We start from the raw sequence: 12635 nt of genomic DNA on the forward strand, positions 1-12635 counted from the left end.
TTCAAAACCACGCCGCCCCCGACCAATGCTCCGGGCCGCTCCCGAAGCTTCGCCGCGCGCCCAAATGACCCCGTCTCCACGGCAAAGACAAGGCCTTCCGCGCCACACCCGCCCTTTATCCGCCCCCTGTGACCCGAGCGCTACAGCCCATGGTTAATCAAATCCCGACCCGCCGACATGGGAGCCTGCGCGTTTAGACCAGCTTCCGATCCTTTTGGGTCAGAAGCTGGTGCAATTTTTCGTTTGGAGCGAATTCTGGTCGATCGAACGATTCCGTTCGAGCGGAAAGCGCTCGAGAGCGATTTGAACTCGCATGTTCTTTTCCGAAAAACCGCTTCGCACTTTTCGGGAACGTGCGCTAAGCCGCCGCGCCGAAAATATCGCTGTAGATATCGATGGTCCGCTTGAAGCCTTCGGCGATTCCGACCGTCGGACGCCAGCCCAACGCTTCGAGCCTCGTCGTATCGGGAGCCGATCGCTGGATCTGGCTCGGAATATAGCCCGAGGGGGGAACGCTCGACCGCAGGCTTACGCCGCGCTGCGGATAGAGCCCGATCAGCGTCTCTGCGAGCGCGCGGACCGAGGCGACCGCCTCCGGATTTCCGACATTATAGGCGAGGCCGGCCTCGCCCTTCAGCAGGACGGCGAAAAAGGCGCGAACGGCGTCGGCGAGATAGCAGAAGGCGCGTTCGGCCGATCCGTCGCTGTTGAGCACGATGTCGCGGCCGGTCACGACGTCGCGCACGAAATCGGCGAAGACGCGGCCGTCGTCGAGGCGCATGCCGGGCCCATAGGTGTGGAACGGCCGCACGATGACGGCCTGCGCGCCATATTGCGCGTGATGGGCGACGCAGAGCGTCTCCCCCATGCGCTTCGATTCGGCGTAGCAGGCGCGCTGCGTGGCGGGATCGAGGCGGCCGAACACCGTCTCCTGCGCCGGCTGCTCCTGCGGCGCGAGCGCGCCATAGACCTCCGAGCTCGAAAAATAGAGAAAGCGGGACGCGTTCTTGCGGCGCGCCAGATCGAGCAGCCGCATCGTGCCGATCACATTCGGCGCGGCCGTGCCGACCGGATCGACGCCATAGTAGCGCGGACTGGCTTGGCTCGCCGCGTGAATGACGACATCGACGGCGCCGGGCGGATCGAAGGGCTCGGCGGCGTCCCCTTCGAAAATCGTCAGCGCGCGATCGTGGAGATGGGCGCGGAAGCGGCGCTCCGCCCTCTCGCGCGAGCGAACCAGCGCCAGCACTCCGAGGCCGACATCGGCGCGGCGTTTCGCCAAAGCGAGCAGCGCGTCGACCATCATCGCGGGCAAGAAGCCGTTCGCCCCCGTGACCAGAACGGTCCGGCCGGCGAGCGCGTCCCAGGGAAGGTCCGTCTCGACGATCTGCGCGATATCCTCGCGATAGAGCGGGTGGTCCAGCAACAGCCCGCCGTCGGGGGCCGCATTCATGCGCGCGCCCCGAGCGTCCTGACGCTCCGCGTCTCGACGACCGCGCGCGCCGTCGCGGCGATGGACGTAGGATCGAGCCCGGCGCGGCGGCGCAAGGTCTCGGTGTCGCCGACGAGGTTCGGAAAGCTCTGCGGCGCCACGAGATCGACGAAGACTTCGCCCCGCCCCCGCGCCAGCAGCGTCTCCATGACGCCGACCGACAGCGGATTGCCGCGATAGCCCTCGAAAACGGCGACGACCGGCGCGCCTGTCAGCAGCGCGGCGAAGGCGTCTGCCGGGAAAGGCTGCAGGACGGGCACGCTGACGACGCAGGCTTCGATCCCCTCCCCCGCCAAAATCGCGGCGGCGGCGAGGCATTGCGTCACCGATCCGCCGCTCGCGGCCAAGGTCACGTCGGCGCCGCGGCGCGCCTCGAAAGCGGCCGTCTGCGGCGAGAAGATCGGCGCGCCATAATCGGCGCCGCTCTCGCGGGCGATGCGGAAATAGGCGGGCCGCGGATCGTCGAGCAGCGCCGCGTAGCAGCGGTCGAGCTCGGCCACATTGCCCGGATTGGCGACGACGAGATCGGGCAGCGAGGCCATGATCGAGGCGTCCTCCAGCGCATGATGGGACGGACCGAGCGTCCCATAGGAGAAACCCGCGCCGACGCCGATGAGCCGCACGGCGCGGCGCTGATAGCAGATGTCGTTGCGAATCTGCTCGAAGCAGCGCGCCGTCACGAAGGGCGCGATGGAATAGGCGAAAGGCCGAAAGCCGCTCGCGGCGAGCGAAGCGGCGACGCCGATCATATTGGCCTCGGCGACGCCCATATTGACGAAGCGCTCGCCGAGGGCCTGCTCGAGCGGCTCGACGAAGGAGAAGCCGAGATCTCCGGTCAGGAAGACGATTCGAGGATCGACGCTGGCGTCCGCCTCTATGAGCTCGATGATCCGCTTGCGCATCAGGCCGGCTCCAGATCGGCGGCGAGCGCCGGCTTGTAATGGGAGGCGACGGTGTTCTCGATGCGGGCGACGCCCTTGCCCTTCACCGTATGGGCGAGGATGGCGCGCGGGCGCCCGCGCGAGGGCCGCGACAGCGCGGCGACGAGCGCCGCCCAGTCGTGGCCGTCGAGCTCGATCGCCTCGAAACCGAAACTGCGCCACTTGTCGGCGAAGGGCTCGAGGTCCATCACCTCTTTCGTCGGCGCGAGCGATTGAATGTGGTTGTAGTCGACGATCGCCGTCAGCCCGGACAATTTCCGCGCGCCGGCGAAGAGCGCCGCCTCCCAGGTCGACCCCTCGTCGCATTCGCCGTCGGAGAGGATGCAGAAGCAGCGAAGATCGTCGCGCCCGCGCAGCCGATGGCCGAGCGCGAAGCCCGCCGCCAGCGACAGGCCATGGCCGAGCGAGCCGCTGGTCGCGTCGATCGCCGGCGCCGCCTCGGTGAGGCCGACATGTCCCCAGAGCGGCGTGCCATTCTGCAGATAGACGTCGAGCAGAGCAGGATCGACGAGCCCATACTGCTCGAGCGCCGCATAATAGGCCATTGCCGCATGGCCCTTGGAGAGAATGACGCGGTCGCGCTCCGCCGCGCGGGCGGTCGCCTGACGAAGATCGGAGACGGCCAATACGGCGTCGAGGATCTCGACGACGCCGAGCGAGGAGCCGAGATGGGCGGAATTGGCGTTGTAGGACATGGAGATGACCCGCCGCCGCGCCGCCGCGCAGCGCGCGGCCGCCGCCTCGGCGTCACGCGATCGGGGCGGACCCTTCGGCCCATGCGCCGAGCCTCTTCTCGCCATCGGTCATTTCCTCGCCATTTTCGCGAAGACTATGCTTTCTAAAGGTTAACGCCTGGCTTAAGGCCTAGCTACACTTTCCACGGATCGAGCGGCCTTGCGCGGCGGCGAGAATGTGATGCATTATAAAAAGCCCGAATTATTGGACGGGCAGCCGATCGAGCGGAGGCAACCGCGGAGTGCGTCGCACATGAAGATCGCCGATTCCAAATCGGGGCATCATCAGAGCTTTCTGGCTCCGGCCGAACAAAGGCTCGTGCGCGCGATCATCGCCGAGCTGCCGGATTCGGTCTCGCCTCTGCAGCTCACCCGCATCTGCCTCTTCGGCGCCGTGGTCGCCGCCGTGGCGCTCGTCGGCAGCCGCTGGTCGGCGCTGTGGACGCCGCTCATTCCGCTCGGCCTCTTTCTCAACTGGTTCGGCGCGGCGCTGGACGGCCCGCTGGCGCTGCATCGCCGCACCTCCGATCCCCGCCTCGGCCTCGTCGAGCACACTTACGATCTGTTCTCGCAAATATTGATCATCGTCGCATTCGGCCTCTCGCCGTTTCTGTCGATCGCGTCGGCCTTCGTCGTCTTGATCTGCTATCTGCTCTTCTCGGCCTATACTTATATTCGGGCGATCGCCCGCCATGTTCAGCAGATGGCCTATATCGGCCTCGGCGCGACGGAGTTTCGCATTCTCATGGCGATCTGGCCTTTCGCCGCCCACGCCATGGGCGTCGACGAAACGATCGACGACGGCGTCTCGCGGCTCGACGCCGCCATCATGATACTGGCCGCTTTCGCGATTTGCGGCCTCGCGGTCAAGGCGCTCTCCGACGCCCGTCGAATCGCCGTGGACGAGAGCGGCCGAGGAATCTGACCCGCCGTTTCTCGCCTCTCGCGCGCTTCCCGAAATTCTGAGATCGAGCAATTTTCGTTCTCGGCGCCGACGCCGCCAACGTTTCCAGCCGCAGTGGTTCGGCTGCGAAAACCCGTCGATACAAAAGCCTAGAGAGTGTTTCCATGTTTCGATGAAACATGGAAACACTCTCTGGACGCAGGCGGAGGAGAGAGGAAAATAGTTCCATACGAGATGTGATTCGCTTCTGTCTCGGCGGCGTCCCCTCGATTTCGGCGAGGCGGATGCAGCGGGGATTTGCCTCGACGCCGAAGACGGGGAAAGTCGAAGGAAAATGAAGCTCGATTCGAGAAAGGCGGCTCTCCTCGCAGGCGCCGCTCTAGTCGCCGCGGCAGGCGCATTCGCTCTCGGTCGAGCGGGTTTTTTCTCGCCGCCCGATATCTCCTCGCTCTGGTCCTGGTCGCTCGACGATTGGGTGACGACGAGCGTCGGCCCATCGGGAGAGCGCGTCCGCGTCACGCATGAGCCTTTCGCTCTGGCGCGCAATCTCGCGCTCGTCTGCGCTTCCTTCATCGGCGTTCTCTCGTGGGCGCCGCGCATCGTCGAGATCGTCACGCGCTCGAACCGCGCCGCGGGCGCCGCGCCGGACGATCTCGCGCAGACGCGTCGCTCGATCGACTGCGAGCTCGGCACGATCCTCTCGCTGGTTCGCTCGCATCTCGAGAGCAACAAGAACTATTCCGCCGCCCTGGCGAAAGGCCACAGCGCGCTCGCGACGACGACGAGTCCGGATCAGATCCGCACGGCTGTCGTTCTCCTGATCGCGGAAAATCGGAATATGCTTCGCGAGACCGAGGAGCATCAGCGCCGACTGGAGGAATCGCAGCAGCAGATCAGCCAATTGCGCGCCGAGCTCGCCGAGACGCAGGAGCTCAATGTCCGCGACTCGCTCACGCAAGTGTTCACGCGCCGCTATTTCGATCAGACGCTCGCCCGCGAGGCGCGAGAGGCGGCGGCGACGGAGCGCGCCTTGAGCCTCATCATGGCCGACATCGATCACTTCAAGAAGATCAACGACGGCCATGGCCATCTCATCGGCGACGAGGTCTTGAAGAACTTCGCCAAGACGATGTCCAAGCACATCGAGGAGAAGGACACGGTCGCGCGCTACGGCGGCGAGGAATTCGCGATCATCCTGCCCTCCGTCTCCTTCGCCGAAGCGAAATCGACGGCGGAGCGAATCCGCGCCGAATTCGAGAACAAGAAATGGGCGATCAAGGGCGGCGCGCCGATCGGGCGCATCACCGCCTCCTTCGGCGTCGCGCAGCTCGCGCCGCGCGAGACCGCCGAAAGCCTCATCCAACGCGCCGACGCCAAGCTCTATGTCTCCAAATCGCGCGGGCGCAATCTCGTCACCGTCGACGCCGATCTGACGCCCCGTTGAGGTGGCGCGCTTTTCGCCTCACACGGCCTTCGATGATCCGGCGACGCCGAAGGGCGCTCGCCCGCGCGAGAGCATGGAGCTGCGCTGCTTCGTCGCTTTCGACGATTGACCCTGTCGCGGCGGAGCCGCGGCCGAGCCTCGAGGACGAAATATGACCGACATTCCCTATCGCGCCGCGCTCATCGTCGGCGCCGGCCCTGGCGTCGGCGCGGCGCTTGCGCGGCGCTTTTCCGCTGCCGGATTGAAAATCGGCCTCGTCGCCCGCGACGCGCAGCGGCTCGGCGCCATAGCGGCAGAGACGGGCGCCGAAGGCTTCGCGGCCGATGCGACCGACCCCGTTTCCGTCGAGCGGCTGTTTCAGGCGGCGGAGGCGAAGCTCGGGGAGATCGACGTCGTCGTCTACAACGCCGGCGCGCGCATTCGCGGGCCGCTCGCCGAGCTCAATCCGGAGGCGGTGCGGAGGGCCTTCGACGTCAACGCTTTCGGCGGCTTTCTCGTCGCGCGAGAGGCGGCCAAGCGCTTCGAGAAGCTCGGACGCGGCGCGCTGTTCTTCACCGGCGCGACCTCGAGCCTCGAGGCCTATGCGATCTCGGCGCCCTTCGCCATGGGCAAATTCGCGTTGCGGGCCCTCGCCCAGAGCGCGGCGCGCGAATTGGGCCCCAAGGGCGTGCATGTGGCGCATATCGTCATCGACGGGGTGATCCGCGAGGCGGGCCGAGCCGATCCCTCCGACGCCACGCTCGAGCCGAACGCCATCGCCGACGCCTATTTCGACCTGCTGCGCCAGAAGCGCAGCGCCTGGTCCTTCGAGGTCGAGCTTCGGCCCTGGTCAGAGAGATTTTGACAAAAGCTGAATCTGCGGCGCGACAAAATGTCGCAAAACGGACGAAGCCGTGTTACTGTGAGCCGTCGACCGAGGGCGAGCGTCGCCGGGTGCGGCTGTTCGTCCCCCATAACGACGAAAAATGGGGAACGCGCTCATGAACACGTTGACGACAATTCTTTCGATCGTCGCGGCCTGCGCCGCCATCACCGCGGCGATCACGGCCTTCGCCAATCTCTGACGTAGCGTTGTAGGAGGGCCGCAGGAGCCTGCCTCGCGACCCCGCCCCGAAATGTCCTCGCCGACGCACGCGAGACCGCGCCGGCGAGGGCGCCCGATCGATGAATCACTTACTCACGGAATCACCTCAAGGAATCTCGTCTATGTCGGCGAGCCAGGCGTTCGGGCTCGAATCGCTCGGCGCGCGCCAATCGCCGCGCGGCGACAGCGAGCCGCCGGAGCTGACCTTCGGTCCATTCGGCAAAGCCGAGCGCTTGAACTGGCTCGAGGCGAAGAAGCGCCGGGCGAAGACGCCGAGCCAAAGCTTGATCTCTTCAATGTCGTAGGCGCGGCGCTTTTCCGCTGCAATATCCGCGGGCCAGCGGCCGGCGGCGGCGTCGCTCCAGGCGTGAAAGGCGAGAAAGGCGGTCTTCGACGGCGCAAAGCCGAAGCGCGTCGTGTAGAAGAGATTGAAATCCTGCAGCGCATAGGGTCCGACGACATCCTCCGTGCGCTGGACGCTCGCGCCGGGCACCAGCTCCGGCGAGATTTCCGTGTCGAGAATGTCGTTCAGCACGGCGACCGTCTCCGCGCCGAAATGCGCGTCGCGCGCGCACCAGCGGATCAAATGCTGGATCAGCGTCTTCGGCACCGAGGCGTTGACATTGTAATGCGACATTTGATCGCCGACGCCATAGGTGCACCAGCCGAGCGCCAATTCCGAGAGATCGCCGGTGCCGAGCACCAGCGCGTCATGACGATTGGCGAGGCGGAACAAGAGCGAGGTGCGCGCGCCCGCCTGCACATTCTCATACGTCGTGTCATAGACCGGCTCGCCGCGCGCGGCGGGATGGCCGATGTCCTCGAGCATCTGCCGGCAGGCGGCCGTCACATCGATCTCCCGAGCGGAGACGCCCAGCGCGCGCATCAGCCGCCAGGCGTTGGCCTTGGTGCGGTCGGTGGTGGCGAAGGCCGGCAGCGTATAGGCGAGGATATTCTCGCGCGGCAGGCCGAGCGCGTCGAAGGCGGTGACGGCGACGAGCAGCGCATGGGTCGAATCGAGCCCGCCCGAGACGCCGATGACGAGACGCTGGAATTTCGCCGCCTCCAGCCGCTGCCGCAGCCCATGCGACTGAATGTTGAAGGCCTCGAAGCAGAGCTCCGCGAGCCGCGCCTCGTCGTCAGGAACGAAGGGAAAGCGCGCGGTCTCGCGCAATAGGCCCAGATTCTTGTCGCGCGGCGCATGAAGCTCGAAGGCGATGCGGCGAAAGCTCGTCGCGCCGGCTTCACTATCGGCGCAATCGCCGAAAGTGACCTGCCGCATGCGCTCGGCCGTGAGCCGGCCTATGTCGACATCGGCGAGGATGAGCTGCGGCTCATCGGCGAAACGCGCGGCCTTGGCGAGCAGCGCGCCATTCTCGTGGATCATCGCCTCGCCGTCCCAGGCGAGGTCGGTCGTCGATTCGCCCTGCCCCGCCGCCGAATAGAGATAGGCGGAAAGGCAGCGCGCCGAATGGGCGGCGCAGAGCGTCGCGCGATAATCGGATTTCCCGACGATGGCGTTGCTGGCCGAGAGATTGAGCAGCACCGTCGCGCCGGCGAGCGCCGCCCGCGTCGAGGGCGGGATCGGAACCCAGACGTCCTCGCAAATCTCCGTGTGAATGACGAGGCCGGGAAAATCGCTCGCCTCGAGCAGCACATCGGAGCCGAAGGGCGCGGCTTGCCCGGCGATCTCCATCTCCTCGCCGGCGATGAAGGCGCCGGAGGCGAAATGGCGCTTCTCGTAGAACTCCCGATAATTGGGCAGATAGATTTTCGGCGTGACGGCGAGGATTTCGCCGCGTCGCAGGATCAGCGCGCAATTATAGAGACGCCCGCGCCAGCGCAGCGGCGCGCCGACCGCGATCAGCGGATGCAGCGCGCGGCTCGCCTCCAGCAATTGCCCGATCGCCGCCTCGACGGCGTCGAGCAGCGCCGTCTGATGCAACAGATCGTCGATGGCGTAAGAGCTCAGTCCGAGCTCTGGAAAGAGGACCAGCGACGCGCCCTTGGCGTCCGCCTCGCGGGTCATCTCGATCGTCCGCGCGACATTGAAGGCCGGATCGGCGACGCGCGTGCGCGGGCCGGCCACGGCGACGCGAACGAAGCCATGCGTATGAAGCGAGAAGAACGGATGCGTCATGCGCGCGATTATAGGGCCATGTGGGCCGCAGGGTGAAGAAGCCGCGCCGCGAGACTGGCGTCTCGCCATGTTTCGTTGAAACATGGAAAGACGCTGGTGGCCTGCGTCATTCGACCCGCTGCGCGGGAGAGGGGGCGTCGACGTTTCGCGTATTCTCGATGAAGCGCCGAATCTGCTCCCTCTCCCGCGCAGCGGGGGAGGGCTGGGGAGGGGGCTCGAGCGTCTTCACTTTCATTGACGCAAGCCACTAGTGGGCTGCGTCAGGCATTTGTCTTGACGCGTTTCCGACGCCGAACCGGCGTCCACTTCGGCTGGAAACGCTCTATTTCGTCCAGGCGTCCAGAGCGTCGGCGAAGACGCGCTCGCCGCCCGGACCTTTCTCCAGCGAGATCGTCGCCGCGCGGCCGTCCTCGAGCTGCATCGGCAGATCGAGCACCATGGGCGCGCGCAGCAGCACGACATTGCGCGCCTCGCGATTGCCGCGCAGCAGGCCGATGAGGTAGGCGTTCGCGGTGATCGACACCGGCACGCCGGCGACCTGCTCGCCCGACTGCGCCTCCGGCCGGCGCATCTGTATCGGCCCGATCGCCTTTATCCCTTTGAGCTCGTTCCCGGGCGCGAGGTCGAAATACACATTCACCGTATGCGAGGCCGAAAGAGTCGGATCGAGATTTTTCTGGATGACGAGCGTCGTCCTCAGCTTCGCCGTCGGAAAGTCGATCTCGCCGTGGATCGCCGGGGAGACCGGCTGCCCCGGCCCCGCCGGCATGCTGTCGAGCCGCCACACCACGGTTCCCGGATAGGTCTTGACCTTGGCCGCCTCGTCCGGCGCGGCGACCCAGAGCTCGGCTTTCTGGGCGACGGCGACCGACTGGGGCTTCTGCTCGGCGGTCACGCGCGAAGGCGGCGCGTCGCTGTCGCCGCCGATGCGATCGGCGATCTTCCCGCCCTCGCCGCTGTCTGCGGTCGCGGGCTCCGGCTGCAGCCTGGCGAGATCTTCGGGACGCTCGCGAAATTGCAGCGCGAGCACGGCGACGAGCGCGACGACCGCGGCGAGCACGCCGCCGATCACGATCATCCGACGGGAGACGCTGGCGGGCTCGGGCAGAGGCGGCAGCGGCGCCGGCGGGCGCTGCGGCGGCGCGGGCCCCTCGTCGACCGGGGCGGCCTGCTCGGCGGCGGCGGCCTGTTCGACCGGCGGCTCGGCGGGGACCGGCTCAGGCACGATCGGCTCGGCGCTTTTCGCGGGTTTTTTCGTTTCGGGCTTCTTATCGGGCTCCGCAGGCCGCTTCTCCGCGGCCGCTCTGGGCGGGAGCGCGGGCTTGCCGGCCTGCTCGCGAACGACTTCGAGCTCGAGGCGGGCGATGGCCTCGTCCAGGGCGCGGCCCTCGGCGTCTATGTCCTCTTCGGCGACCGGAGGCTGAATGCCGCGCAACTGGTTGAACAGCGCCTTGCGGGCTCGCTCATAGACCGCCTGCCGCGACTCCGGCGCGGAGTTCGGCAGAGCGGCGACCGCGCGGGCGAGCAGCGAATAATAGTCGGCCATGGGGCTTCTAAGACCATCTCGAGCGATTCCCGTCAATCCTCGAAAGGATTACGCACGAGAATCGTGTCGTCGCGTTCCGGACTCGTGGAGAGAAGAGCGACCGGGGCGCCGATCAGCTCCTCGATGCGGCGCACATATTTGATCGCCTGGGCCGGAAGATCGGCCCAGGAGCGGGCGCCGCCGGTGGTCTCCTTCCACCCTTCGATCGTCTCATAGACGGGAACGACCCGCGCCTGCGCCGCTTGCGAGGCCGGCAGACGATCGATGCGGACGCCGTCCAGCAGATAGTGCGTGCACACTTCGATTCTGTCCAAGCCGTCGAGAATATCGAGCTTGGTCAAGGCGATGCCGTCTATTCCGGAGGTCTTCACGGCCTGCCGGGTCAGCACGGCGTCGAACCAGCCGCAGCGCCTGCGCCGTCCGGTGTTGGTGCCGAACTCATGGCCGCGGTCGCCGATGAGCGCGCCGATCTCGTCATGGAGCTCGGTGGGGAAAGGCCCGCCGCCGACACGCGTCGTATAGGCCTTGGCGATGCCGAGCACATAGCCGATCGCGCCCGGTCCGAGGCCGGAGCCGCTCGCCGCCGAGGCCGAGACCGTGTTGGAGGAGGTCACGTAAGGATAGGTGCCATGGTCGACGTCGAGCAGCACGCCCTGCGCGCCCTCGAACAGAATGCGCTTGCCGGCGCGCCGCAAATCCTCGAGCAGCGACCACACCGCATCCATGAAAGGCAGTATCTGCGGCGCGACGGCGAGCAGCTCGTCGCGCACGGCCGCGGGCTCGATCTCGGGGAGGCCGAGGCCGCGCCGCAGCGGATTGTGATGGGCGAGCAGCCGCGTGATCTTGTCGTCCAGCGTGTCGGGCTCGGCCAGATCCATGAGGCGGATGGAGCGGCGGCCGACCTTGTCCTCGTAAGCGGGACCGATGCCGCGCTTGGTCGTGCCGATCTTCACGCCATTGCCGGCGGCCTCCTCGCGATAGGCGTCGAGCTCGCGATGCAGCGAGAGGATGAGCGGCGCGTTCTCGGCGATCTTGAAATTCTCTGGGCTGATCTCGACGCCCTGCTCGCGCAGGCGCTCGATCTCGCCGACGAGGAAATGCGGATCGACGACGACGCCATTGCCGATGACCGAGAGCTTGCCCGGCCGCACTATCCCAGAGGGCAGCAGCGCGAGCTTATAGGTGACGCCATTGATGACGAGCGTATGGCCGGCGTTGTGGCCGCCCTGGAAGCGCACCACCACATCGGCCTCGAGCGAGAGCCAGTCGACGATCTTGCCCTTGCCTTCGTCGCCCCATTGGGCGCCGACCACGACCACATTCGCCATGGCGTTTCAGTCTGCTTTCTCGGGTGACATGAAAAAGCCCCGGCGCGTAACGCCGGGGCTCGTTACTCCAACCGTTTAGCGCAAAGTGGGGGGCGGGTCAAAGGCGGAGCCCATACAGCCGCGTCATGCCCGCGCTTGTCGCGGGCGTCCACGCCGGGACATTGCGGCAAGCGGGGAGAAGAGGCGGCATTGTTCCGCTCTTGTTCTCAGCTTTCCGGAGCGTCGTGGCGTGGATGGCCGCGACAAGCGCGGCCATGACGCTGGAAACATGTCTGCTCGTTAACCTGGATTCGGAGCCCTGCGGCGCGGAGGCGCGACCAGCTCGGCGAGCAGGGTCCCGCCCTATTCGGTCTTCGCCGGCGAGGCCGGGGAGCCTCCCGATCCTTCGGCGAATCCGGACCAGCGGCTCTCGTCGAGCAGGCGCTCGAACAGACGGTCGCGCTCCTCCTCGCCGAGCGGGCAGAAACCGAGCAGCGCGCTGACCGCCAATCCCCGCGCCGCCTCCCATCGCAGCAAGGCCAGATCCACATCCTTGGCCTCGGCCTTGATCGCGGCGAGCGCCTCCGCGTCGTTCTCGCGCGTGATCGCGAGAAGGCCAGGGTCTTGCCCGACCGCGCCGAAGATCGCGAAGACGACCGAATGCGGCGCGACGAGGGTCTCGCGCAGCGTCGCGATCTGCGCGGCGAGACGAGGCTCGGACTGGCCGGCGCCGTGCTCGGCCATATAGGCGCGTGAAAAATCGGCGAAATAGTCGATCTGATGCTCGAGCAGAGCTTTGAGCACGGCTTCTTTCGTGCGGAACTGATGCATCAGCGCGCCCTTGCCGACGCCGCTCTCGCGGGCGATCGCGTCGAGCGTCAATCGGCCCGGCCCGTCGCGCGCGATGATCGCCAGCGCGGCCTGGATAACCGCCTTGCGGGTCCGTTGCGACCTCGATGCATTATCCATGTTCCCTCGCCTGATCCGCCCCCTCTCGAGCGGAGCGCTCTCATTCCATATAGTCGGCGACCGGGGCTTCGGGA

At 66.7% G+C, this 12635-nt stretch carries 10 protein-coding genes; 3 read left to right on the forward strand and 7 right to left on the reverse strand.

Features of this window, described 5'->3' with window-relative positions:
• Positions 1-358: 358 nt before the first annotated feature.
• From Mspo_RS14520 to Mspo_RS14530, 3 genes are read right to left on the reverse strand one after another with little or no spacing between them, the layout of a single operon-like run.
• Positions 359-1453, reverse strand: coding sequence for an NAD-dependent epimerase/dehydratase family protein (locus tag Mspo_RS14520; protein WP_159730939.1), 1095 nt, complete (start codon positions 1451-1453; stop codon positions 359-361).
• Positions 1450-2394, reverse strand: coding sequence for a transketolase family protein (locus Mspo_RS14525; RefSeq protein ID WP_159730941.1), 945 nt, complete (start codon positions 2392-2394; stop codon positions 1450-1452). Before Mspo_RS14525 ends, Mspo_RS14520 begins: the two co-directional genes overlap by 4 nt.
• Positions 2394-3233: a transketolase gene (locus Mspo_RS14530; RefSeq protein ID WP_159730943.1), complete on the reverse strand. Its 840-nt coding sequence runs from the start codon at positions 3231-3233 to the stop codon at positions 2394-2396. The genes Mspo_RS14525 and Mspo_RS14530 overlap by 1 nt, the downstream gene beginning before the upstream one ends.
• Before the next feature lie 187 nt (positions 3234-3420).
• On the opposite strand from Mspo_RS14530, the gene Mspo_RS14535 reads away from it, so the two are divergent.
• The 3 genes from Mspo_RS14535 (at position 3421) to Mspo_RS14545 (ending at position 6359) form a co-directional block, all read left to right on the forward strand.
• The gene (locus Mspo_RS14535) at positions 3421-4092 is read left to right on the forward strand and encodes a CDP-alcohol phosphatidyltransferase (RefSeq protein ID WP_159730945.1); all 672 of its coding nucleotides are present in this window, start codon (positions 3421-3423) and stop codon (positions 4090-4092) included.
• 313 nt (positions 4093-4405) lie between these two features.
• Positions 4406-5515: a GGDEF domain-containing protein gene (locus Mspo_RS14540; protein ID WP_159730947.1), complete on the forward strand. Its 1110-nt coding sequence runs from the start codon at positions 4406-4408 to the stop codon at positions 5513-5515.
• A 151-nt stretch (positions 5516-5666) separates the two neighbouring features.
• Positions 5667-6359, forward strand: coding sequence for an SDR family NAD(P)-dependent oxidoreductase (locus Mspo_RS14545; protein WP_159730949.1), 693 nt, complete (start codon positions 5667-5669; stop codon positions 6357-6359).
• Between the two features lie 346 nt (positions 6360-6705).
• On the opposite strand, the gene Mspo_RS14550 is transcribed toward Mspo_RS14545, so the two are convergent.
• The 4 genes from Mspo_RS14550 to Mspo_RS14565 all read right to left on the reverse strand — a co-directional run bounded on the left by Mspo_RS14550 (position 6706) and on the right by Mspo_RS14565 (position 12561).
• Positions 6706-8739, reverse strand: a complete 2034-nt coding sequence (locus Mspo_RS14550; protein ID WP_159730951.1) for an NAD(+) synthase — start codon at positions 8737-8739, stop codon at positions 6706-6708.
• Between the two features lie 322 nt (positions 8740-9061).
• Positions 9062-10285, reverse strand: a complete 1224-nt coding sequence (locus Mspo_RS14555; RefSeq protein WP_159730953.1) for a hypothetical protein — start codon at positions 10283-10285, stop codon at positions 9062-9064.
• A gap of 32 nt (positions 10286-10317) precedes the next feature.
• On the reverse strand, positions 10318-11613 hold the full coding sequence (locus Mspo_RS14560) for an adenylosuccinate synthase (RefSeq protein ID WP_159730955.1): 1296 nt from the start codon (positions 11611-11613) through the stop codon (positions 10318-10320).
• A gap of 342 nt (positions 11614-11955) precedes the next feature.
• A complete protein-coding gene (locus Mspo_RS14565) occupies positions 11956-12561 on the reverse strand; it encodes a TetR/AcrR family transcriptional regulator (protein ID WP_159730957.1) in 606 nt (201 codons plus the stop codon).
• Positions 12562-12635 lie beyond the last annotated feature (74 nt).

Source organism: Methylosinus sp. Ce-a6 (genome assembly GCF_009811655.1).
Classification (GTDB): domain Bacteria; phylum Pseudomonadota; class Alphaproteobacteria; order Rhizobiales; family Beijerinckiaceae; genus Methylosinus.